Origin of the sequence: Trichocoleus sp. FACHB-40, from assembly GCF_014695915.1 — a bacterium.
Lineage (GTDB): Bacteria > Cyanobacteriota > Cyanobacteriia > Cyanobacteriales > FACHB-T130 > Funiculus > Funiculus sociatus.
Genome location: NZ_JACJPF010000098.1, coordinates 132,575 through 155,517, shown reverse-complemented (window position 1 = coordinate 155,517; position 22,943 = coordinate 132,575). Strand labels below are relative to the sequence as shown.

Annotated in this window: 18 protein-coding genes; 12 read left to right on the top strand and 6 right to left on the bottom strand. The window is 46.2% G+C overall.

Features of this window, described 5'->3' with window-relative positions; all coding sequences use genetic code 11:
• The first annotated feature begins 141 nt into the window (after positions 1–141).
• The 3 genes from H6F63_RS21705 to H6F63_RS30180 all read left to right on the top strand — a co-directional run bounded on the left by H6F63_RS21705 (position 142) and on the right by H6F63_RS30180 (position 3,417).
• Positions 142–729: a DUF3038 domain-containing protein gene (locus H6F63_RS21705; protein ID WP_190639521.1), complete on the top strand. Its 588-nt coding sequence runs from the start codon at positions 142–144 to the stop codon at positions 727–729.
• Positions 730–755: 26 nt separating this feature from the next.
• Positions 756–2,372 (top strand): DUF4335 domain-containing protein, encoded by a 1,617-nt coding sequence (locus H6F63_RS21700; protein ID WP_190639520.1) that lies wholly within the window; start codon positions 756–758, stop codon positions 2,370–2,372.
• 124 nt (positions 2,373–2,496) lie between these two features.
• Positions 2,497–3,417 carry a tetratricopeptide repeat protein gene (locus tag H6F63_RS30180; RefSeq protein WP_190639519.1) on the top strand — a complete coding sequence of 307 codons (921 nt, stop codon included), beginning with the start codon at positions 2,497–2,499 and terminating at the stop codon, positions 3,415–3,417.
• A gap of 7 nt (positions 3,418–3,424) precedes the next feature.
• Here H6F63_RS30180 and H6F63_RS21690 read toward each other — a convergent pair whose 3' ends face one another.
• Positions 3,425–5,434 carry a hypothetical protein gene (locus tag H6F63_RS21690; RefSeq protein ID WP_190639518.1) on the bottom strand — a complete coding sequence of 670 codons (2,010 nt, stop codon included), beginning with the start codon at positions 5,432–5,434 and terminating at the stop codon, positions 3,425–3,427.
• Between the two features lie 68 nt (positions 5,435–5,502).
• Between H6F63_RS21690 and H6F63_RS21685 the strand changes: the two genes are divergently transcribed.
• The 3 genes from H6F63_RS21685 (at position 5,503) to H6F63_RS21675 (ending at position 10,118) form a co-directional block, all read left to right on the top strand.
• Positions 5,503–8,736 (top strand): alpha-mannosidase, encoded by a 3,234-nt coding sequence (locus tag H6F63_RS21685; protein ID WP_190639517.1) that lies wholly within the window; start codon positions 5,503–5,505, stop codon positions 8,734–8,736.
• Between the two features lie 27 nt (positions 8,737–8,763).
• The gene (locus tag H6F63_RS21680) at positions 8,764–9,360 is read left to right on the top strand and encodes a methyltransferase domain-containing protein (RefSeq protein ID WP_190639516.1); all 597 of its coding nucleotides are present in this window, start codon (positions 8,764–8,766) and stop codon (positions 9,358–9,360) included.
• Positions 9,361–9,449: 89 nt separating this feature from the next.
• Positions 9,450–10,118, top strand: coding sequence for a HEAT repeat domain-containing protein (locus H6F63_RS21675; protein ID WP_190639515.1), 669 nt, complete (start codon positions 9,450–9,452; stop codon positions 10,116–10,118).
• 88 nt (positions 10,119–10,206) lie between these two features.
• Here H6F63_RS21675 and H6F63_RS21670 read toward each other — a convergent pair whose 3' ends face one another.
• Positions 10,207–10,737 carry a calcium-binding protein gene (locus tag H6F63_RS21670; RefSeq protein WP_190639514.1) on the bottom strand — a complete coding sequence of 177 codons (531 nt, stop codon included), beginning with the start codon at positions 10,735–10,737 and terminating at the stop codon, positions 10,207–10,209.
• A gap of 205 nt (positions 10,738–10,942) precedes the next feature.
• Here H6F63_RS21670 and H6F63_RS21665 point away from each other — a divergent pair, with 205 nt between their 5' ends.
• Positions 10,943–11,503, top strand: a complete 561-nt coding sequence (locus H6F63_RS21665; RefSeq protein WP_190639513.1) for a phycobiliprotein lyase — start codon at positions 10,943–10,945, stop codon at positions 11,501–11,503.
• Between the two features lie 103 nt (positions 11,504–11,606).
• Here the strand turns inward: H6F63_RS21665 and H6F63_RS21660 are convergent, their stop codons facing one another.
• Entirely contained in the window at positions 11,607–12,275 is a 669-nt protein-coding gene (locus tag H6F63_RS21660; protein ID WP_190639512.1) for a hypothetical protein, read from the bottom strand.
• Positions 12,276–12,420: 145 nt separating this feature from the next.
• Complete coding sequence (locus H6F63_RS21655; protein WP_190639511.1) at positions 12,421–14,463, bottom strand: S-layer homology domain-containing protein; 2,043 nt, start codon at positions 14,461–14,463, stop codon at positions 12,421–12,423.
• 252 nt (positions 14,464–14,715) lie between these two features.
• Between H6F63_RS21655 and H6F63_RS21650 the strand changes: the two genes are divergently transcribed.
• The 5 genes from H6F63_RS21650 to purU all read left to right on the top strand — a co-directional run bounded on the left by H6F63_RS21650 (position 14,716) and on the right by purU (position 20,469).
• Positions 14,716–15,735, top strand: coding sequence for an ABC transporter ATP-binding protein (locus H6F63_RS21650; protein ID WP_190639510.1), 1,020 nt, complete (start codon positions 14,716–14,718; stop codon positions 15,733–15,735).
• Positions 15,735–16,538: an ABC transporter permease gene (locus tag H6F63_RS21645; RefSeq protein ID WP_190639509.1), complete on the top strand. Its 804-nt coding sequence runs from the start codon at positions 15,735–15,737 to the stop codon at positions 16,536–16,538. The genes H6F63_RS21650 and H6F63_RS21645 overlap by 1 nt, the downstream gene beginning before the upstream one ends.
• Positions 16,539–16,660: 122 nt before the next feature.
• A complete protein-coding gene (locus H6F63_RS21640; RefSeq protein WP_190639508.1) occupies positions 16,661–18,481 on the top strand; it encodes a Gldg family protein in 1,821 nt (606 codons plus the stop codon).
• Between the two features lie 168 nt (positions 18,482–18,649).
• Entirely contained in the window at positions 18,650–19,618 is a 969-nt protein-coding gene (locus H6F63_RS21635) for a DUF4340 domain-containing protein (protein WP_190639507.1), read from the top strand.
• Positions 19,615–20,469 (top strand): formyltetrahydrofolate deformylase, encoded by an 855-nt coding sequence (gene purU, locus H6F63_RS21630; protein WP_190639506.1) that lies wholly within the window; start codon positions 19,615–19,617, stop codon positions 20,467–20,469. The genes H6F63_RS21635 and purU overlap by 4 nt, the downstream gene beginning before the upstream one ends.
• Before the next feature lie 81 nt (positions 20,470–20,550).
• On the opposite strand, the gene H6F63_RS21625 is transcribed toward purU, so the two are convergent.
• A complete protein-coding gene (locus tag H6F63_RS21625) occupies positions 20,551–21,255 on the bottom strand; it encodes a hypothetical protein (RefSeq protein ID WP_190639505.1) in 705 nt (234 codons plus the stop codon).
• 66 nt (positions 21,256–21,321) lie between these two features.
• Positions 21,322–22,893, bottom strand: a complete 1,572-nt coding sequence (locus H6F63_RS21620; RefSeq protein ID WP_190639504.1) for an alkaline phosphatase — start codon at positions 22,891–22,893, stop codon at positions 21,322–21,324.
• Positions 22,894–22,943 lie beyond the last annotated feature (50 nt).

Genomic DNA, 22,943 nt, shown 5'->3' with positions numbered 1-22,943 from the left:
TAAGAGCTAATGGCTAATTGTTCTAGCGATTAGCCATTAGCTCTTGGCCAAGACTTGTGAAACTTCTCCAAATCGTGAGAGTCTGGTTTCAAGACTGGTAACGGTGAAGTTACAGCTAGTCTCGTCACCTACTCTAAAGATATGACCTCCATCGTGAAGACACCTGCATCAACCCCGCAGTGGGATGATTTGCCCCTTCCCCAACAGCCGAATGAAGTTCAGTTGGACAACATCAAAGCTCAACTGGATTTAGTTTTATTGGCTTTGGAAGCATTGGCGAACATAGGTTCCGAGGCGATACTTCAGGCAGCAGCCGAACTGAATTTAGAGTCAATAGTGGCAGATCGGGTAGCTTTGTGGCGACTGCGACAATCTAACCCAATGCGGAAGAGCCAGGGAGGCCGGAAAAAGCTAGATGTAGAGGAAGCGCGATCGCTTGTTTTGATCATCTGCCATCTTGCCAAACAATACCAAGAGCTAATCCGTCGCGCTGTTGCCCTACTCGAACAGCTAACCGAGCAAAACCGCGAACCACATCAAGCATCGTTATTAGGAGACTATCTCGATGCCTTTAGTAACACATATCAAGAACGCATGGACGAAGGAGAAAACGTATCAACTGACTCCTTAACCCACCTGGCTTTAAAACTTCTGATTGATTTACTCTTTTACAGCAGCCCTAACGGTCATCGCCGCCTCTGGTTAGCACTTTTGGATCGCGCCCGCTAACAATTAGCAATCCTTGAATTAGCAAAATGGTTTTGAGACGCTATACTCCCCCCACCTGTACGCTGGAAATAAAGGCGAAAAACTCGCCCCTGTCCCGCTGGGCAGGACAACCAGTGCTGAAGCATCTACGATTTGAGCTGAGCTTTGACGATCCGCGCCAGCCAGAAGATAAACGAGTGACAATTCAGGGCGATCGCGCTGATCTGGAAGCCTTGTATGAAGGTGTTACCAGCTACGTGCAGAACTTCCTCCAGCAGTCCTCTTTCGAGCCTCCGGCGACGAAAATTCAGACAGCCGCAGCCCAAGAAGAACCAGCATTAGGCGTCCCAGTGACAACACTGCAAAACCCAGATGTTGTCCCCATAGGATCGTACCCTCGCACCTTAACCCCCTATTTGCAACCGAGAGGTTTACTTTCCCACGACCTATTTTTAGGGCAGATGGCAACCGAAGAAACAGGGCCAGTCGTTACCCTGAGCGTGTTGCAATTATTCGACTTAGCCACAGCCTTAGATGAATACGCGACTGAACTTGTCGCTTTGCCTAGCCTGAAGCGCCACAAATTGCTTTCTAATCCGCCCGCTTGGACTCGGACGGCCGCAATTTTTCTGCTAGGAGTGGGTTTGACAGCAGTTATGGTAAAACTGCTGGAATCACAGAATGCTGTCGTGCAAACTGCATCCACACCCCAAGCTACACCCACAACCACCGCTCAACTGCCAAATGCAGCTCAGTCGCCGCTAGTAACGCCAACACCGTTCCAAGGAGGAGCGCCAACGCCGCCGCCGTTGATTTCTGCGTCGCCCACGCCTTCCTTATCTCCCTCTCCAGGTGCGTTATCTTCTTCTCCCATAGTCGTTTCGCCGTCGCCTCTGACTCCGCCTGCCCCTCTGACTGCGCTCCCCCCTCCCCCTAGAAACATTAGCCCCCCGTCTTTTAGTACGCTTCCCCAAGCTCGAACCTCAGCCCCAGCCCCACCCCAAGAGCCACTTTTCCCACCCATAGCCCCTGGCAATCGCCAACAGCTGCCAGTCCTGAAAGCACCTCCTGAGCCAGCAGTAAAACCAACTCTTAGTCCTGATAGGTTTCAGCCTATCCCCAGTCAAAGTGGGGTGAGTGCGCCGATAGTACCATCGCAGACTGGCAATTCTGGGGGTGAAAGCGTTTCAGGGTCGCCAAGTAGCGCCAGCGTTCCGGTTACGCCTCCCCCACTTCCGGATCTTCCTTTACTTAATCCCGGTTCGGCAGAGTCTAGCAACGATGCTCCTGCTCAGGTGGCTAGTCGCGGTGTTGCCCCACCTGCGGGAAGGCGCGAGGTGGCATCAAATAATAGGTCGGCTACTAATGATGGCAGGTTATTTGACACTATTCCCCAGGTAGCGCAAATCAGAGAATACCTTCAGCAGCGCTGGAAGCCCCCCGCAGATTTGAAACAAACTCTGCAATACTATCTGCAACTGAATCCGGATGGCTCAATTGAGCGCATTCGACCTTTAGGAGAAGCTTCAGTTAGGTATATTGACAACACGGGAATGCCTGCGCCTGGGAAACCTTTTGTTTCTGCTATTGAAAGCGATCGCAATGCTCAAATCCGTGTCGTTCTTAGTCCTGATGGCAAAGTGGAAACGTTTTTGGAGCCTTGAAATTTATCTTTTGTGCGATTTGGAATTTTTTCTGACCGTACCTTTTAACAAACTATGAATTTGTAGGTACATTTCTAAGAAATTTAGGGAACAATAAATCTATCAACTGGTAGATTTATTGTTCATGAACGAACAGCGTCTCGAAACTTATCTCAAGATTATTCAAGCGCTACTCAATTGCGATCGCGGCAAAGAAAGAGAGATTTTGCAGATTAATTCAGGGCTAATCGATGCTGGGTTAATCAAGACGATGGCAGGAGTAGCCTCAATGCTTTTAGAACGGGGCGATACAGAAGCCGCCGAGTGGTTACAAAATGTTGCAGCCCCGTTAGTCGCTGAAATGGTCAACTTTTCACCAGTAGCTTCTCAAGCGTATCTGAGTTTTTTAACCCAACTTTTGCAGGCAACTTCAGATAGCAATGGCGACCCGTATGTAGTGTATCCCCTGCTACAGGGCAATCTGGAAAAATTGGATCGGAAATTTGCCCAAATCTTGCAGCAGTGGGCAATGGCAACTTTGCCGCAGGTAAAGTCAAAAGAAGCACCATTGTTTGCCGCCACCCTAGGTACTTTAAGTAACCTGATGGCGCAGTTCCCCTTGGGGGACAGAGAAAGCAACTTGGAAATTGCGATCGCAGGTTACGAGATAGTTGTTAAAATTTTTACTCGCGATCATCCCCTAGAGTGGGCGACGACTCAAAACAATCTCGGTAATGCCTACCGCAATAGGAATGAGGGTGATGGCACTCTTAATTTAGAAAAAGCGATCGCTGCTTACAAAGCGGCGTTGGAAGTTTATACCCGCGATGCCTTTCCGGAAGATTGGGCGATGGTGCAAAATAATCTCGGCAATGCCTACCGCGACCGGATTCAGGGCGACAAAGCCGAAAATTTAACAATAGCGATCGCTGCCTACAAAGACGCATTACAAGTTTACACGCGCGAAGCTTTTCCCGAAAAATCGGCGACGATCCAAAATAATATGGCAGTTGCCCGCGAACATATGATAGAGAACCACCGAGAAAAGAATCTGGAAAATGGGTAGTTGAGAGTTACCTTCTTCCTTTTATCTTTCTGTTCGCCCATTGCCAAATTTTCACCACCAGATTTTCCAGCCAAAGCATCGCCGCATCTAGCCATTCCAGTAAATATTCTAAGGGGTGCTTGACATATCCAGCAGGTTGTGCATCTGCTTCTATCCAATCTGGGGTATGGGTAGCGAAGCGGTTTCCTGTGACGGGTGCGATCGCGTTTGCATTAGCGCTATTAACCCCAGCGTGTGTTGCGTCTAACACAGATGTTACTGGCAGTTGCCGAGTCCTGGCAACTGAGGTTTTAGATTTGCGTACAACCTCTTTTTTCTGAGTAGTTACATTAGAAGCCTTTCGATGAATTATTTCCCCAGTTGTTGCAGGTTCCAACTGCGGTAAATCATTTTGTCGGAATAGGTTACGTTTAACAACATTCCAGATAGAATCTTTAACAGAAACCTCTGTACTTTCGGCTACAGGGAGAGCGATTCTTGTCTTTGTTCCCGATAGTTGAGAAGTCTGTTGAGCGTTGTTTATTTTCTCTTTTGTAGGTGCAGTTTTGCCGAATAAATCGTCCATCGTTAACCACGGATCGGCAACATCTGCTGCTGTAAGTTCCCTACTGGGTTGACGTAAAAACAACGAAGTCCAATTGCGACCTTTTAACTGATTGATTTCTCTGTTGGAACCTGAATTAATTACTGGTGTTTCTTGACTAGATAATTTCCCGTTTCCCTTGCCAAAAAAGTAGTCAATTGCTGCCCGAATTAACGCTTGAATTTTCAGACTTTGGGTATCAGTAACATCGGGAGACGTAGGTTGCTGTTTTGGCTTGTCGAATAAAGTTTGTAGACGCTGTAGGGGAAATTGATAAATTTTCTCTAATTCCAAACCGGGTTTCAGATTCGCTAAAAAGTCTTGTTGTCGCACTTCTATTTCAGCAACTGTGCGGTCAAGCTGAAAGATGAAAGATGTAGGATGAAGGGTGATATTACTTTCTTGCGGCTGTGTAGCTGGACGGCTGGGCGACTGGACGGCTGTGCTGCCGAAAGTGATTTCTTGGAAGACATTAGCCGCGATCGCAACTGGCCCTCTTTGCACCCAAGCCATCAATCCCCAAAAGACCCGCACTGGTGGTAAGATATTTTTTTGGTCAACGGGAGGCTGCAATCGCATTCGGGCTCTTCTAGCCGATGCTTGCACTAACCGCAACTGATGCCAGTAATCAGCCAATTCCCAACTGATGCGTTGTTGTAATTTTTGCTGTTGCTGATGGCTGAGAATATCCAGAATTTGATTTTCGGCTGTGACGAGTACCAAAGAACGGGTATTTAATAGTGTCGCCACTCCCTGCACTTTAATTCCTGCTGGAGATACCTCTGATGATTCTGTAGAAGTGCTGATGGATGTCTTGGTGTAGGGTAATACATCCTCACTCAGTTGAATTGTCAGCGCACAAGACTCGGAAGATTCAGCTAACCCTTCCCCTAAAAGGGGAGTAAAGAATAATTTTCCCCCCTTCTCTTTTAAAGAAGCAGGTTGGAGAGTTAAATTTTCCGGCTGCGAACTACGAGCAAGAGAGTTATTATTAAATAATTTGAATCCCCACCACGCCGCAGACACGCGATTAACAGTATCTGTCAAGAAATTGAGAAATTCATTTTTCCCACTAGCTGCTAGCGGTGGATTTGAAATTTCACTTTCCCCGCCACTGAGTGCGAGTAGCACTTGCTGAATTGGTGTGTCTGCGGCGGGAGTTGTTTGGGAGGAAGAACGGTTTTTTTGGTTATCCTTATTAGAAGCGTCTAATTGGGGAAATCCTTCTGGCGCTGCTTGCTGTAACTGCTTTCCTGCTAATTGGGAAGTTTGAACTAGCAAATATACAGGATAAAGCATAATTTGCACTCCCCAAACCGTTGCTACTTTTAAATTCCGAAAGGCGCGATCGCCTTCATCCTTCAACTTGAGGGACGCTTGAGATAGAAAATTAAATAATCGGCTTTGATAGCGACCAGTGGAAGAGGGGGACATTTTGCTAAATGCTAAAAAGCTAAGTGCTAAAAAGCTCAAAATAGTAGATGCCCTGATTCTATCTAAAAATGACCGATTCCAAGACACCTTTTATATCTCAGCCTTGCAGCCGCCAGATTTCGGAAGCGATTGAAAAGCTGTATGCGCTGACTCAGACGAATGTTAAACTCCATTGGCGTTACTGTACCGCAGATATCCCAGTTTCGGAAGCACTGGACGCTGAGTGGAATAATTGGCAAGTTGTCGAACCTAATGCTAAAGGACATATCGCTTGGAGTGGGGGAAGGCAAGTTTTATGGCTTGCTCAACAATTCTTAATTCCCCAAGATTTGTCTGGTTTCCCTTTAACGGGTTTGGCATTACGTCTGGTGCTGACTTGGTGGGCGGATTCTGCCCAAATCTTTGTTAATGGTAAGTTGGTGCAAGAGGGAGATTTATTTGATTGTTCTACACGGGTTCTACTTAGTCCTTCTGTTACTCCGGGTGAGGTAATTACGGTTGTCTTGCGTCTGGTAAGTCCCGGACATGATGATGGGGCGTTGGTAAATTCGCTTTGCGTGTATGAATCTACTTTAGAACCGGGTTTTGTGGCTTCTGAGTTAGCTGTATTACACCGCTATTTGGAAGATGCACCAGAAAAACTTGAAATATTAGCCGCAGCTGTTTCTCAAATTGATTGGGAAGCATTACCAGATGGTCAGAAGTTTATGCGATCGCTTTCTACTCTTCGTGAAAATTTGGGAGGGATGAACCGCAAAGGCACAGTGAGCGCCGAGGGAAGAGAAGCAGTAATCTCTTTGGTTGGTCATGCTCATTTGGATTTGGCTTGGCTATGGCCTGTTGGTGAAACTTGGGTTACTGCCCAACGCACTTTTGAATCTGTTCTTGGGTTACAGCAGGAGTTTCCTAATCTGACGTTTTGCCATTCTACGCCGGCGCTTTATGCCTGGATTGAGCAGCATCGTCCTGATTTATTTTCTGCTATTCAACAACAGGTTGCTGTTGGACGTTGGGAAGTTGTCGGCGGAATGTGGGTGGAACCTGAGCTTAATTTAATTAGTGGGGAGTCGATTGTTCGTCAGTTACTTTACGGTCAGCGTTACGTCCAAGAAAAATTTGGTCAGGTGAGTAAGGTCGCTTGGTTGCCAGATACTTTTGGCTTTTGTGCAACTCTCCCGCAGTTTCTTTTATCTGGCGGCATTGAATATTTCGTCACCCAGAAGTTGCGCTGGAACGACACTACAGAATTTCCCTATGGTGTTTTTTGGTGGCGATCGCCTGATGGGTCTGAGATTTTCAGTCTGATGTCTGCCCCCATCGGTGAAGGTATCGACCCGATAAAGATGTCATCCTACGCCTTTGATTGGCAAAAACAAACTAATCTGCAAGATGCTCTTTGGCTTCCTGGTGTTGGCGATCACGGCGGCGGCCCCACCCGCGATATGTTAGAAGTCCAACAGCGTTGGGAAAAGTCTCCTTTTTTCCCTCGCCTCGAATTTACTTCTACTCTCAACTATTTACAGCAAATTAGCGATAAGTTGGCAGAGGCGCAGTCTCCAATTCCTACCTGGGAAGACGAACTTTACCTAGAATTCCATCGCGGCTGCTACACTACCCACGCTGACCAAAAGCGCTTTCTACGTCGCACGGAAGGTTTGTTGTACCAAGCCGAACTCTTCGCCTGTGTCGCAACTATCACTACAAATGCGACTTATCCCAAAGATGAGTTAGAATCCGCCTGGAAAAAAGTTCTATTCAACCAATTTCACGACATTCTGCCGGGAACTTCGATTCCTCAAGTCTTTGTGGAGGCAAACCAAGCTTGGCAGGAAGTAGAACAGGTGGGTGAGGAAATATTGGCGAAATCTTTGAATGCGATCGCTTCCTCTATCTCTCTTCCTCCACCACCGCAACCCGACGCTTTACCTGTTATCGTCTTCAATTCCCTTAACTGGCAACGATCTCAGGTTGTTACCCTCAACTTACCAGATTCTGCACAAAGCTGGCAAATTTGTACATCGGTTGGGGAAAAAATGCCTGTTCAACTCGGTGAGGCATCAACTCTACTGTTTCTTGCCAAAAATATACCAGGCTTGGGTTATCGCGTTTTTTGGCTATGTAAAAAAGACGATATTTCCCTAAATCAGCAAGAAAAAGGCTATTTTAGCAGTAGCATACCGGGAGAAAATGCCACCTGTCAAGATACTGATAGTAATAACCTAAAAAATTGGGTTTTAGAGAATGAATTGCTGCGGGTAATTGTGGACGATGAGACAGGAGATTTAAGCAGCGTTTTCGACAAAGTTAATCATAAGGAAGTTATAAATAAACCCGGCGGAAATCAACTACAGGCATTCAAAGATAGCGGACAATATTGGGATGCTTGGAACATAAATCCCAACTATGCCCAAAATCCCTTACCTCCAACCGAGTTAAAATCTATTCAATGGGTAGAACGAGGATTAGTGCAAACTCGTCTGCGCGTAGTGAGGCAGTTGGGTGAATCGGAATTTTGCCAAGATTATCTGCTGGAAGCTGAATCGCCAGTGCTGAAAATTGTCACTACTGTAGATTGGCAAGAACGTCACGTATTAGTAAAAGCTGCTTTCCCGCTTACCGTGACGACAGATTCAGCGACATACGAAATTCCCTGCGGTACTATTGTCCGTTCCACCCAACCACAAACACCTCAAGAAAAAGCAAAATGGGAAGTCAGCGCCTTGCGTTGGGCTGACCTAGGCGACAATAACTACGGTGTCAGTTTGCTAAATGATTGTAAATACGGTTACGATGCTCAACCTTCAGAATTACGCCTGACATTATTACGCAGTTCTATTTGGCCTGACCCAGAAGCAGACCAAGGCAAGCATCAATTCACTTATGCTCTATATCCTCATTGCGGCACTTGGCAGTCAGCCCATACAGTGCGACGCGGCTATGAGCTAAATATACCTTTGCAAGCGATGGTGTTGCCATCAGTAAATCAACAAAATTCTTCTTTACCTGCTGTTGGTCAATTTTTAGACTTACAAGCTGAAAATTTGATTTTGATGGCGTTTAAAGAGTCTGAAGATAATCCGCAACAATGGCTTTTGCGGTGCTATGAATGCCACGGAGAAGAGGCACAAATGCAACTTCAAAGCAATTTGGGATTAGCGATCGCGCATCCTGTTGATTTATTAGAGCGTCCCATTGATGCAGCCGAAGCGTTTCCCACCGGGCAATCTATCAGAATCCAGCCTTGGAAAATTGCTAGCTTTACCCTTGAAAATGGGAAAGTTAGGAGTTACAAGAAGGATTAATTCAAAATTCACCATTACCTACCAATTATGCAATCAGTGACTGAATCTAATGATTGGGAAAATCGCTACCAAGAAGGAACAACTCCTTGGGATTTAGGTGAGCCAGCACCGCCTTTGGAAAGTCTCCTAAATTCGTCTCAACTTCCTGTTGGTCGTACAGTTGTTCTCGGCTGCGGTCGCGGTTATGATGCCTTACTATTTGCTCGTTATGGATTTGAAACAATTGGGGTTGATTTGGCACCGAGTGCGATCGCATCCGCAACATCTTTGGCGAATGCCACTGGTAGCACAGCCCAATTTTTGCAACGCGATATTTTTGACTTACCAGCGGAGTTTCCCAATTATTTCGACTACATCGTTGAGCATACTTGCTTCTGCGCCATCTCCCCCGAACAGCGTCCAGCCTACGTGCAATTAGTACGCTCTTTGTTGAAGCCTAAAGGAGAATTGATTGGCTTATTTTTCACCCATAATCGTCCGGGTGGCCCTCCCTTTGGTGTAACACCCGCAGAAATTCGCAACTACTTTGAGACAGATTTTGAAATTCTTTCCTTAGAACCAGTGACAAATTCCATCCCAAAACGTCAAGGCGAAGAACATTTGGGACGCTTTAGCCTTAAGTAAAGTGCGGGTAATGGGGTGATTGCCCAACTACTTATTACCCCCTTACCATTTTTTAATATGTTAAGATTTATTAAAAAGCTTAGAATATTATGAGTCATCCCAGTTTACAAGAGATTGGCGAACAGTTAGAAAGTCCAAATTCACGCGATCGCATGATTGCTCTTGCTTCGTTGCGTCAAGTTACACCAGACGAGGCGGTGCCTTTAATTAAAAAAGTTTTAAATGACGAAAATCTGCAAATTCGTTCAATGGCAGTATTTGCACTAGGTGTAAAACCGACCGAAGAATGCTTTCCAATTTTGGCGAAGTTGCTAGAAACAGATCCAGATTACGGTATCCGTGCTGATGCGGCTGGTGCGTTAGGTTATCTAGCCGATATCAGAGGATTTGAACCTTTGGTAAGAGCTTTCTACGAAGATACAGATTGGTTAGTGCGGTTCAGTGCTGCTGTTAGTTTAGGCAATTTAAAAGACCCCCGCGCCTTTGATGTGCTAATACGGGCATTAGATGGCCCAGAAGTAGTATTGCAACAAGCAGCGATCGCAGCCTTGGGAGAAATCAAAGCAGTAGAATCTGTAGATAAAATTCTCCGCTTTGCTCAGTCAGAAGATTGGCTGGTTCGTCAGCGTTTAGCAGAAGCCTTGGGACACTTGAAAAGTGATAAGAGTATATCAGCTCTTAATTACTTAGAAAAAGATAGCCATCCCCAAGTTTCTGCTGCTGCCACTATTTCCCTCAAGCGCTTGGCAGAAAAGTAAAGGCTGGGGGCTGGGGGCTGGGGACTAGGGACTAGGTAAGAAAGAGTCCTTCCAATCCCCAATCCCCAATCCCCAATCCCCAATCCCTTCATCTCTTCAGCCATTGCGCGACAGTGAAGCAGCCATCTTCAGTATGGATAAACTCCACACCGCGCATCTTCACAATAGGCTGGTCGCGGTAGGATACGCAAAGCCAACCACCGATGGCAAAATCCACGCTTACCTCATTGGAGAGAATATGTTTTAAGCGTAGGATGTCGGTACCAGATTCATCCTCAATAGTGTCAAAACCATCGCCGGGAGAGTAAACGTAGATATCATTACCTCTACCGCCAAACAAGCGATCGCTATCTTTACCCCCAATTAGAGTATCATCGCCATCGCCCCCGAATAAGCGATCGCGTTTTTCCCCACCTAGCAAACAATCATCTCCATCTTCTCCGAACAGGGTATCCTCACCCTCTCCACCATGAATTAAATCATTCCCTAGACCGCCGTGGATGATATCATTACCTTCCTTCCCAACCAGCGTATCATCGCCAGCGTAGCCAAAAATAACATCATCGCCTTCAGTCGCTTCGATGTAGTCATCTTTAGGGGTGCCGTGAATTCGTGACATGATGCGCTTTTAACCAAAATCCGAGACTCTTAACCTTTTTATAAACTAGAGGCTACCCAGCAGCACTCTCTCTGGCGACTGGTAAATAAACCTACCCATAAACAGGTGTAAAATCTAAGCGGAAGTTAAAATCCCGATTAAGGATTGAAACAATTAAGATATTCAAAGTGCTGTTAAAAAAGTATTAGACCTCAGAGTTTGATTCATGGATATTCAAGAATTTTTCCAGAAAAGTGCTGGCAAATGGTTTTCTCAGCGTACCAGCCACCATTTGGCTTTCAAACAAGCAGAAAGCGGCAAGTCAGATATCAAGATTGAAATGGTAACAGCAGACGATCCAGAAGTGATTAAGCTTTGCCAGCAATATGAAGCTGATCCTGCCTTAGCTTGGGGTGGCGCTCGTGTTACTTGGGATGGAACAATGGAATGGGATAAGGAAAAACACACTGGAACAACCGTTCTCGTTCCGATTGCCGACCCGGACAAGCCGAATGAAGGTAAGTTGCTGCGCGACATGGGCTATGCGGAGAAAGCATCTGTTGCTGGTCGCTACATCATCGGCAGCGATGAAGCGATGACGTTAATTACAGAGTACGAAACTATGTACTCTGAAGAACGCATTTGGTTTGCTAGTCCTAATTTGCGGTTAAGAAGTAGTATTTTAAAGCGATTTGGTGGCTTTTCTATGGCTACTTTTTGTTCGGAAATTCGCATGGGTGGCACACAGCCAAAGCCAGAAGAAACGGATGCGGCTGTTAGTCAGTAGTCAATTGTTCGTAGCTAATAGCTAATTGCCCTTTTCGTGAAGGCGAGATACCCGACTTCTTAGAGAAGTCGGGTATCTGAAACTAAACATATGCTATCAACAATTAGCCATTTTTATCACTTTTTGAAGCGTCATCTTCATCGTTGTGAGCGACAGCTTTCAACTTCTGGTAAAAATCAGAATCATCCGTCTGGGGAATGAATTGGTGAATCGGACGTTTACCAACACTCCAGCGCGTCCAATCGGCTTGGCGGACAATACGGGTGTCCGGACGACGAGCAAGACCCGCAGTGATACCTTCAGTTGCAGGTTCGGCGAGGTTAGGTGTTTCTGCTGGCGGCATTTCGGTGACACCTACCGGAATTTTTACCTCGCCAGATGCGGTTAAAGCGATCGCATCCTCTGGCGGGGTAGAATCGCTATAAATCGCTTCTTCTATCGCCGCATTATCAGAGGCTATTGACGATAAAGCATCGACTGGTTCCAGTAAATTGTTAGGAAAATTGCGCGAAATTAGTCTCTCAAAATCATGATTAAAGTGATATAATGCCCGCCCACGCCTAGTCCAAGCACTTAAAATTTGTTCTACAGAAACCGCTTTGTAACGTCCCTGATAAAGCGCCTCAATTACAGCAAAACGCACCCAGCTGGCGGCATAGTTTTGCAGCCACCGGGTAACTAATTCCTCTGGCTTGTAACCCCCCAGTTCAAAACAATAGTGAACAAGCAAAGCTACGACGTAGACCGCAGCTGAGTCTTGGGTAGATGTCATCAGAAGTTAAAATAGCAGACCAGAAACAATGTTAGCGGTCATTGGTTATGTGCCAGGGAAGAGTTATCAAGGAAGGAAAGTTGAAACGTTGTCAGGTTCTAACAACTTTCCCACCTTTAAACTTTAACAAACAACAAACAACTGACTATACAGACAGTCGTCCAGTGGCGACCAATGCTTGATAAACCATAGCAGCTGCTTCGGCCCGTGTGGCTTCGCGGTTTGGGTTAAGTTGTGCTGGTGAAGGATAATTGACAATTATGCCTCTTTGGGTAGCAGCAGCAACAGCGGGACGGGCGTAGGCTGGTATCTCATTTCGATCTTCGTACCTTTCTAAGAGTTTTTCATCCCCCGATGGGAAACCTAAGCCACTTACTAGGGAGACAATTAACTGAATTCGCAACACTTGCTGCTGGGGACGGAAAGTTTGATCGGGAAATCCAGTAATGAAACCACTGCTGTAGGCTTGTTGAATTGCACCCTGCGCCCAAAAATCAACGGGGATATCTTTGAATTGTATAGGTGGACGTTTGGGAGTGGGGTTAAAGGCTTTAATTAGTAAAGCAGTAAATCCAGCGCGATTGAGTTTGTCGTCTGGTTTGAAGGTGCCATTAGTAAAGCCACTGATTAAGTTTTGAGTAGCTAATGGGCGAATGTAAGTTTCTCCCCAGTGTCCTTGAATGTCGCTGAAGGTGGGAAGGGTGGCGTCGGGGTTGACGATGTAGGGACTTGAGATTGCCTGAACTTCCCCGGTTGCCACTAATGCCTGATATATTAAAGCTGCGACTTCAGCCCTAGTTATATCCCGCATCGGTTGCAGTAGACTGGTTTGGGGATAATTTACAATTATGCGCCGCGTAGTGGCAGTTGCTACTGCGTCTGTGGCATAGCTGGGAATTTGAGCGCGATCGCTATATACTCCCAATACGCTAGGATTGCCGCCAGTAAGTGACAAGCCAGAAACTAGAGATGCGATCGCCTGCACTCGCGTTAAATTTTGTCCCGGTCGAAATGTACTATCAGGGAAGCCCGAAATAAAGCCCATTCCTGCTGCTTTGCGAATAGCATCCTTTGCCCAAAAATTATCAGGAACATCGGTAAATATTCCAGATCCCGGACGTGGCGGTAAATTAAAAGTCTTCGCAATTATCGCCGCATATTGGGCACGAGTAATTGGCGCTTCCGGCTTGAACGTACCATCCGGAAAACCACTAATCAAATTTTTCGCAACCAAAGCCTTAATAAAAGCTTCCGCCCAATGACCAGAAACATCGCTAAACTGGGCAGGGCCAAGTATAAAACTAGAACCAGTCGCCTGAGTGGTCACAAAATCGATTCCTCCCCGTACCCGCGCCGGATTCAGGAGATTTCCCGCAGAAACGATAGTAAAACGGGTATTATTTTGCAAATCCGCTTCCCCGTTATCCCGGATAATATTGCCAGCAGGATCTTGACGACTGCCTAACTGTGGTTTAGCTTCCTCAGCAGCAATTAACCCTGCTTGCGTATTCTTCTCAATCAAATTATTACGCAACACAGGTTTAGCGTTACCAGACAGAGAAATCCCCACCCTATTCGCAAAAACTTTGTTATCTGTAAGCAGAGGAGCCGCCTTATCTGCAATTACAATACCGTAACCAGTATTTTGAGCCACATTTCGCCGCACTTCCCCCTTAGCATTGCGTAACACAGAAACACCACTGGCAGAATTTTGACTAAACACATTATCCAAAATTAACGGTTTAGCCGTGCCAGTCACAAACACGCCATCGCGACTGCAAAGAGTGAAAGTATTATTAGCCAGAGTTGGCGATGTTGATTCTATCCAAACCCCGACTCCCTTAGCAGCGCGATTTGTCACCGTTACCCCCCGTAATTGGGCATTTGTTTCCAGACGCAGGGCGATATTTTGGGAACCAAAGCTAGGACTGATAAATTCCCCGCTACCATCAATTTGAACACCCTTGCCTTTGGTGGATTCATTTCCCACCACCGTCACCCCAGAAGGGATAACTAAGGGAAAAACCTCGCCACTAGCAGCGTTGTAAGTTCCAGCAGCCAGTTGAATTGTGGTTCCGGCTTCAGCTTGTCTTATGGCGCGGGTGAGGGTTTTGTGCGGTGTAGATAAGTTTCCGGCGTTAGTATCTTTTCCAGTAACTGGGTTGACATAAAGCATTAGTTGAACCATATAGTAGAGAGTTTAGTGATTGGGAATGGGGAATGGGGAATGGGGAATTGGGAATTGGCAACTATTCTCCCCAATCCCACACAAAGGGGAATAGGGAATAAACAATTATTCTCCCCCAGTCCCTAATCCCCAGTCCCTAATCCCAAACAAAAGGGAATAGGGAATTGGGAATAAACAACTGGAATAAACAACTATTCTCCCCCAGTCCCCAGTCCCCAATCCCCAACCCCCAATCCCCAATCCCCAACAAAAATGATTGAAGTTGAACATTTAAGCAAAATCTATGGTTCTACCCCAGCGATTCAGGATGTCACCTTTAAAGTGGAACCTGGAGAAATTTTGGGGTTTTTGGGGCCGAATGGCGCAGGAAAAACCACAACCATGAGGATTTTAGCTGGATATCTACCAGCTAGCAGCGGCAGTGCCAAAATTGCCCAGTACGACGTGCATGAAGATTCTATGGCAGTGCGGCGACGAATTGGCTATTTACCAGAAACGCCGCCTTTGTATCCTGACATGACAGTGGAGGGATTTTTGCATTTTGTGGCGCAGATCAAGGGCGTGGCTAGGAAAGTAAGACGCGATCGCGTAAACTCAGCAATGGAGCGCTGCAACCTCACCGAAAAGCGCAAAGTCCTAATCCGCAAGCTTTCCAAAGGCTACAGACAGCGAGTAGGCATTGCCCAAGCCATTGTCCACGATCCACCTGCCATTATTCTAGATGAACCCACCGTCGGACTCGACCCCCGGCAAATTATCGATGTCCGCAATTTAATTAAAAGCCTTGCTGGTAGCCACACCATCATCCTCTCAACACACATCTTGCCAGAAGTCAGCATGACTTGTAGCCGGGTGGCAATTATCAATCGCGGTAAAATTGTTGCTACCAACACTCCAGAAAACTTGGTCGCGCAACTAGCTGGAGGTTCTGGCTACGAACTGGAAATCGATGGCGATGAGGAAGCTGCACAACAAATGATTCAAGTTTTGCCGGGAATTCGGTTTGTAGAATCAATCGCCAATAAAGATTTACCGCCCAATCGCAGCCAGATCCGTGTAGTATCAGAACCGGGTGCAGAACCGGGACGAGATATTGCAGCGGTTTTGATTGGTGCTGGTGTGGCTTTGTATGAAATGCGCCGCACTAGGGCTAATCTTGAAGATGTATTTTTAGAACTGACGACAGCAGAAAAAATCCTGCCGATTGTAGATTCGGATGCGTCTGAATCTTCGTCAGAGTCAGCTACCGAAGCAGAGGAGACAACAACTTAATGGGCGTGGTACTTAGTAACATTGTGGCAATTTACCGCAAGGAGTTGCAAGGATATTTTGCTTCGCCACTAGCTTATTTAGTAGCGGGTGTTTTCTGGCTTTTATCAGGCTTCTTTTTTGTCTGGATTTTAGTAGAAATCATTCAACAAGTAGCTTTGGCTGACTTGCAAGGACAGCAAATTGGCGTACCCGTTCCGCCTGTAGATGTTCCTTACGAGTTTTTGCGAAGTTTTTTATATGTAATGGGTTGGTTGGTGTTGTTTGTGTTGCCAATTCTTTCGATGGGACTTTATTCTGAAGAACGCAAGCGCGGGACTTTGGAACTATTAGCAACGTCACCGCTGACGAATTGGGCTGTAGCGGTGGGTAAACTTTTAGGAGTGCTGACGTTCTTTACAGTGATGGTGCTGCCGTTGCTTTTGTATGAAGCGATCGCATTTAGTGCAGCCAGTTCCACCGTTCCCCTAGCAGTACCATTACTCGGTCATGCTGGATTAATATTACTTGCAGCAGCGGTTCTGAGTTTGGGAATGTTTATTTCCTCTCTTACTGAAAGTTCAATTGTTGCAGCATTTCTCACCTTTGGATTAATTTTAGCTCTCTGGCTAATGGATCTTGCCGCCAAATGGATCGGTGGTTCATTCGGAGACGCTTTGGGACATTTATCTTTGCTGAAGCACTACAACAACTTAGTCCAAGGCGTAGTAGATACCAGCAGTCTAATCTTGTTTGCCAGTTACATTATTTTAGGGTTGTTTCTCACCGCCCAATCCATCGATGCTTTACGATTCCAGCGTTCTTAATTTGGGAAATGGGGAATGGGGAGAAGCTAAGAGTAAGAATTGAAGAGTTATTAATTTATTTAAAACTCGTAACTCAGAAGCTTAAACCCCCATTAGCAATTAGCAATTAGCAATTAGCAAAAATGAAGAACATCAATTGGAAATATATAAAATATCTCTTTTTGCTTGGCCCATTTCTGACAATGGCGGGTCTAGTCGCTGGGTTTGTCTCCAACAGTTGGGGGGCGGTACCAGTAGGATTGATTATTGCTGGAATAATAATACTTGGGTTGTGGTTGCTATTTGTAAGCACTGCGCCAGACAGTTTTTGGGGAAAACGATCGACTCAAGCGGGGACGAATGCTTTAGCAGCAACGCTGTCTATGCTGGTGATTTTAGGGCTGATTAATTTCTTGGGCGTTCGCCGTGCGTTGCGCGTAGATTTAACAGAAAATCAGCTATTTACTCTCGCCCCCCAATCGCAGCGAGTGGTGGCAAATTTGCAGCAACCAGTCAAGATTTGGGTTTTTGAAAGTAACCCAAATCCTGAAGCCCGACAATTACTAGAAAATTATCGACAGTATGGTTCGCAATTTAATTTTGAGTTTGTTGACCCGCAACTGCGACCGAACTTAGCCCAAAAGTTTAATGTCCAATTACCAGGAGAAGTTTATATAGAATCTGGGACGCGGCGAAAGTTAATTCAGACGCTGAACCAAGAACAGAGAGAGAACCTTTCAGAAACGCAGGTAACGAATGCGATCGCGCAAATTACAGGCGATCGCGTTGGTAAAGTATACTTCCTCCAAGGTCACGGTGAAAGACCTCTAACTGCGGTACAGGGCGGACTTTCACAAGCGATAAGCAATTTGGGAGAGAAAAATTACACCGCCGAACCACTTAATTTAGCTAAAACGCCGACAATTCCTGAAGATGCTACTGTAGTTGCGATCGCAGGCCCGAAAAAGGCACTGTTTGCAGGGGAAGTCAAAGCGTTAAACGATTATCTGAAACGCGGCGGTAGCTTGTTAGTAATGGTAGACCCCAATGTTAATCCCGGTTTGGACAGTCTGCTGAAAGAGTGGGGGGTGAAACTAGATAATCGCCTTGCTGTTGACCTTTCTGGACGGCAACTTGGACTAGGCCCTGCGATTATTATGGTGACACGCTACGGTCAGCATCCCATCACTAAAGATTTCGGTGAAGGTCGTTCTTTTTACCCCTTGGCGCGACCAGTTCAAACTACATCAATTATGGGTATTCAGGAAACACCTTTGCTGATTACTAATAACGAAAGTTGGGCGGAAAGCGATCCCGAAAACGACCAGCTAGAGTTCAATCCTCAAAGCGATCGCCAAGGGCCTTTAACTCTCGGTGTCGCCCTGAGTCGCGGATATGCCCCCCAAAGCGCCTCTGTACCATCTCCAAGCCCTACAGGTTCCCCAACGACAGCTTCGCCCACGACTTCGCCAAGTCCCACGGCTTCACCAAGTCCAACAGCTTCCCCAAGTCCGACAGGTTCACCATCTCCTTCCCCAAGCCCAACAGCTTCACCAAGCCCAACAGCTTCACCAAGCCCGACAGGTTCACCATCTCCTTCCCCAAGTCCAACAGCTTCACCCACGGCTTCACCAAGCCCAACAGCTTCACCCACGGCTTCACCAACAAACCCAGAAAATACTTCCCAAAAGCCAGTTGAATCTCGCCTCGTTGTAGTAGGAAACTCTGACTTTGCTACCGATGGTTTGTTTGAACAACAACTCAATGGAGATGTCTTTCTCAACTCTATCAGTTGGTTAAGTAAACAGGATGAACAAACCCTATCTATTCGTCCCAAAGAAATAAAAGACCGCCGCCTCAACTTGTCACAGCAAAAAGCAAATTTAGTAGGTTGGATGGCTGTGTTGATTATGCCTTTAATTGGCTTTGCTACAGCGGGATTTGTTTGGTGGTTAAGACGCTAGAAATTTTGGATTTTGGATTGATGTCCAAGTTACCTTCAAACAAAAAAAATATTTCTCTCCTCTTTTCTACCTCCCGCCAGTAAGGGGTAGAAAAGGAAGAAATTTTATTTACGAGGGGGTTGGGGTGAGGTAATAATCTGAAATCTAAAGTCAACTAATAAATCGATTATGAAGTTACAACGAACAACACTAATTTTGATGGTATTGGCGCTTGGTTTAGGCGGTTTCGTTTATTTTTATGAAATTAAAGGCGAACCGCAACGACAAGCAGCACTGGTGAAACAAAAGCCAATCTTTTCTTTTACTAAAGACCAAGTTCAAGCTTTAACAATTAAAACTCAGGAACAGACTTTACAATTTGAGCGAATGAGCCAGACTGCTGGCAAAAAGTCAAGTCTTTCTGAGTGGCAGATGAAAGCGCCCAATGACAACCCAGCCAGCGATCCGTATGTGTCGTATTTGCTAAATTTGCTAGTGGATAGTAAAAGCGATCGCATTCTCAGCGTCCCCGCTACCCAGCTTCCAGAATATGGATTAGACAAGCCTTTAGCTACCGTCGAAGTAAAATTGAACAATCAGCAAACTCATCAGCTGATTCTGGGGAAACCTGACTTTAACAACAGTTTCTTGTATGCTCAAGTTGACCCTCTTAAATCGCCTTCTGGTCAGCTAAATGTGCTGTTGGTGCCGCTAGAATTTCAGTATGGTGTAAATCGTCCTTTGTCAGAATGGACAGCAAAGGACGAGACGAAAAAAGAAACACCTTTACCCAGCCCCTCAGTTTCCCCAGAAAATCAGAAAAACAACACTTCTGACAAAACACCGTCACCCAGTCCTTCCCCTTCACCAAAAACATCACCATCAAATTCAATTAAGCCCAGTCCCTCTGCTTCGCCAGAAAATCAGAAAAGTGATACTTCTAAAAAAGCAGCGCCATCAAATTCAATTAAGCCCAGCCCCTCTCCTTCACCAGAAACTAAGAAAACTGATACTTCTAAAAAAGCAGCCCCATCTACTTCAGAAAAAGCCAGTCCATCACCTTCGCCAGTAAATCAGAAACCCGATACTTCTAAAAAAGCAGCGCCATCACCATCAAATCCAAATAAGCCCAGCCCCTCCCCTTCGCCTTCACCATGAACAAGCCCACCGCAACGCTGCTAGTTTCCTGTCCCGATCAACGGGGGCTGGTGGCAAAAATAGCTAATTTCATCTACGCTAACGGCGGTAATATTATTCATGCCGATCAACACACTGATTTTGCTGCTGGTTTATTTCTCACCCGCATTGAATGGCAATTAGAAGACTTTAATTTGCCGCGAGAGTATATTGCTCCAGCATTCAATGCGATCGCACAACCTCTACAAGCTAAATGGCAGCTGCACTTTTCTGACACTGTACCTCGCATTGCCATCTGGGTAAGCCGTCAAGATCATTGTCTATTTGACCTAATTTGGCGACATCGCGCCAAAGAATTCTCCGCCGAAATTCCGTTAATTATCAGCAACCATCCCGATTTAAAAGATGTAGCCGCTCAATTTGGCATCGACTATCATCACATTCCGATTACCAAAGAAACTAAATCTGATCAAGAAGCTAAACAATTAAACTTATTAAAACAGTACAACATTAATTTGGTTTTACTGGCAAAATATATGCAAATTGTCAGCCTGGAATTTATCGCCAAATTTCCGCAAATCATCAATATTCATCACTCATTTTTACCCGCTTTCGTCGGCGCAAATCCCTACCACAAAGCTTACGAACGCGGCGTAAAAATTATCGGTGCTACAGCACATTATGTCACCGCCGACTTAGATGCAGGGCCAATTATTGAGCAAGATGTGGTGCGAGTCAGTCACCGAGATGAGGTAGACGATTTGATTCGCAAAGGTAAAGATTTAGAACGAGTCGTATTAGCAAGAGCAGTGCGATCGCATCTACAAAACCGCGTATTAGTCTACGGCAATAAAACAGTAGTATTTGAGTAAATGCTGAGCAACCAATGACAATCACGCACCCAAGATGCAAGGGTGCGGATTATCAAAGCGCGATCGCAATCAATTGTAAAGTTACTTAGCCAATTTGGATTTGCGCTTCAACACTGAACCAACGCCTAAAATACCAAAGGCTAAAACACTTAAAGCAGAAGTCGGTTCAGGAACCCCAACGCGGACATTATCAATGCCGATAAAGGCGGCACCATCATCATCGCTTCCAGACGCAACCAGTCGAAGTTCATCAAACTTCACCCCAGAAATTGAGAGCGTAGAATGCAGCAAGGAGCTAGTTTCAATAACTCCGAAATCGGCTAATGCTACCGAGTTACTTTGTACTAGGTTCCCATCTAAAAACGCCTCTAGAGTCAGAAGGTTATTTGAAGGAGAAAATAACTGACTGAAGACATCTAGACTTGCAGATGATTCTACTTTGCCCGTAGTAATCCGAGTTGAACCAAACCGTCCAAAGCTCGCTTCGGCTCCTTCAGCATAGCCGCCAAAGGTGAGGTAATTGGAATCTGAGAAGAATTCCCCTAGATAATCTTTCGTAGTACCTTCTATATAAAAAGCAGTTGCCTCCGGAGAAAGACCTGTATCTAAATCAAAGAAGGTAATTTTCTCATTCGTAATCGTTGTTCCCGAAAAGCCTTCCGAGAAGTTATCGAAGCTGATAGCTGCCGCTAGTGTAGGAGAGGCAAATGCTACAGAAGAGACAATTCCAATGGCAGAGAGTCCAGTGTAGAAATGCGAGTTGAGAGTGCTTTTGTTTTTGAGCATTGTGTATTTCCTCACGTCAGAAAAATTTGGTGAAATGTTGGTATTTGCAATACGCGCCAAACCGAACTAAACACGCATTGCGCCCGGTCGCCCGTTTTCAACGACAAACGAAGCTAGGGTGCTAATAGAAGCATTCGGGTCGAGAATGGTTGAGACAACACGGAAATCGGACTGCCAAGCATTGCGGGTGAGATTGCAACGGACATAGCCCCGGTATTGCCCATCGAAGAACTTAGTATGGGGGTTTTCAGGCAATGCTGCTTGAACTGTGGCAATGGCTGCGGTTGGGAAATCAGAGGTGATGGACGTTCCCACAAACTCAGTAGCGACTGTCGGCGAGGCTGGGTTTTGGAAGTCAGGCTTCAAGTCGTGTACCCAACTCGAATGAATATCCCCGGTCAGCACGACTGGATTATTCGGCTTGCGGTCTTTGATAAAGCCAAGGATACGGTTGCGAGAAGCTACGTAGCCATCCCAAGCATCCAAGTTGAAAATTTCAGGCGTTCCGGCAACAAAGTCATATTCCGCCATCATCACCTGCTGTGCGATGACATTCCAGCGAGTCTGCGACTTGGACAATCCTTGGAGTAGCCACTGCTCTTGCTCTCGACCCGTCATGGTGGCATCAGCAGCGAAAGCTTCAGCGCAACGGGGTTTAAATCCGTCGCCGCACGGCTGATCGCTGCGGTACTGACGGGTATCCAGCACATTGAACTCGGCTAAATCCCCAAAGGTCAAACGCCGATAAAGCCGCATATCCGCACCTTTTGGTAGGGCAGCAGCACGTAGCGGCATATGCTCGTAGTAAGCTTTGTAGGCGTTGGCTCTACGATTTACAAACGCCTGCGGACTTTGACCGTCTTCGGGTATCAAGTCAGCGTAGTCGTTTTCAACTTCGTGGTCGTCCCAAGTTACAATCCACGGAAACGCCGCATGAGCCGCCTGTAGGTTTGGATCTGTTTTATACAGTGCGTGGCGGTTGCGGTAGTCGCTAAGGCTGACGATTTCCGGACTATTATGTTGACGTGGCCCAATGGGTAGCGGCCCGTATTCGTAGATGTAATCCCCCAAGTGAACAACAAAGTTCAGGTTTTCCTCAGCCATATGTTTGTAGGCTGTGAAGTAGCCATTTTGCCAATCTTGACAGGAGGCAAAGGCAAAGTTTAGCTGGTTGATGGGAGTCCCGAAGGCGGGTGCGGTGCGAGTCCTTCCAATGCGGCTAACTTCGTTACCTGCTTTAAACTGATACCAATACCAACGATCCGGCTGCAATCCACCAACGACGACGCGAATCGAGTGACCGAGTTCGGGGGTAGCGATCGCAGTTCCCCGCAACACCACCTTACTCATGTTCTCGTCGGTGGCAATTTGCCACTGTACCGGGACATTCACCGATGGCATCCCGCCTCCATTTAACGGATCGGGAGCTAACCGCGTCCACAGCACAACACTATCGGGAAGCGGATCGCCGGAAGCTACGCCAAGAGTAAACGGATAGCCGGAAAACCTCGGCTGAGCAACTACTCGACTAGAAAATTGAGTAGCGATCGCTAATCCAGTCAATGCCCCACCACCAACCAACAAGCCCCGCCGTCTCAACCGAGTTGATAACAAACGCTCGAAATCAAAGTCATCCATAGAATACCTTTGCTACTTTTTTGCTAAAAAACTGACAAAAACGCAGGCTG

Coding starts and splice junctions, on each gene's coding strand:
- H6F63_RS21655 (WP_190639511.1), bottom strand. CDS start 14,463: ATGGTTCAACTAATGCTTTATGTCAACCCAGTTACTGGAAAAGATACT.
- H6F63_RS21680 (WP_190639516.1), top strand. CDS start 8,764: ATGCAATCAGTGACTGAATCTAATGATTGGGAAAATCGCTACCAAGAA.
- H6F63_RS21625 (WP_190639505.1), bottom strand. CDS start 21,255: ATGCTCAAAAACAAAAGCACTCTCAACTCGCATTTCTACACTGGACTC.
- H6F63_RS21645 (WP_190639509.1), top strand. CDS start 15,735: ATGGGCGTGGTACTTAGTAACATTGTGGCAATTTACCGCAAGGAGTTG.
- H6F63_RS21650 (WP_190639510.1), top strand. CDS start 14,716: ATGATTGAAGTTGAACATTTAAGCAAAATCTATGGTTCTACCCCAGCG.
- H6F63_RS21690 (WP_190639518.1), bottom strand. CDS start 5,434: ATGTCCCCCTCTTCCACTGGTCGCTATCAAAGCCGATTATTTAATTTT.
- H6F63_RS21670 (WP_190639514.1), bottom strand. CDS start 10,737: ATGTCACGAATTCACGGCACCCCTAAAGATGACTACATCGAAGCGACT.
- H6F63_RS21685 (WP_190639517.1), top strand. CDS start 5,503: ATGACCGATTCCAAGACACCTTTTATATCTCAGCCTTGCAGCCGCCAG.
- H6F63_RS21675 (WP_190639515.1), top strand. CDS start 9,450: ATGAGTCATCCCAGTTTACAAGAGATTGGCGAACAGTTAGAAAGTCCA.
- H6F63_RS21705 (WP_190639521.1), top strand. CDS start 142: ATGACCTCCATCGTGAAGACACCTGCATCAACCCCGCAGTGGGATGAT.
- purU (WP_190639506.1), top strand. CDS start 19,615: ATGAACAAGCCCACCGCAACGCTGCTAGTTTCCTGTCCCGATCAACGG.
- H6F63_RS21660 (WP_190639512.1), bottom strand. CDS start 12,275: ATGACATCTACCCAAGACTCAGCTGCGGTCTACGTCGTAGCTTTGCTT.
- H6F63_RS21700 (WP_190639520.1), top strand. CDS start 756: ATGGTTTTGAGACGCTATACTCCCCCCACCTGTACGCTGGAAATAAAG.
- H6F63_RS30180 (WP_190639519.1), top strand. CDS start 2,497: ATGAACGAACAGCGTCTCGAAACTTATCTCAAGATTATTCAAGCGCTA.
- H6F63_RS21620 (WP_190639504.1), bottom strand. CDS start 22,893: ATGGATGACTTTGATTTCGAGCGTTTGTTATCAACTCGGTTGAGACGG.
- H6F63_RS21665 (WP_190639513.1), top strand. CDS start 10,943: ATGGATATTCAAGAATTTTTCCAGAAAAGTGCTGGCAAATGGTTTTCT.
- H6F63_RS21640 (WP_190639508.1), top strand. CDS start 16,661: ATGAAGAACATCAATTGGAAATATATAAAATATCTCTTTTTGCTTGGC.
- H6F63_RS21635 (WP_190639507.1), top strand. CDS start 18,650: ATGAAGTTACAACGAACAACACTAATTTTGATGGTATTGGCGCTTGGT.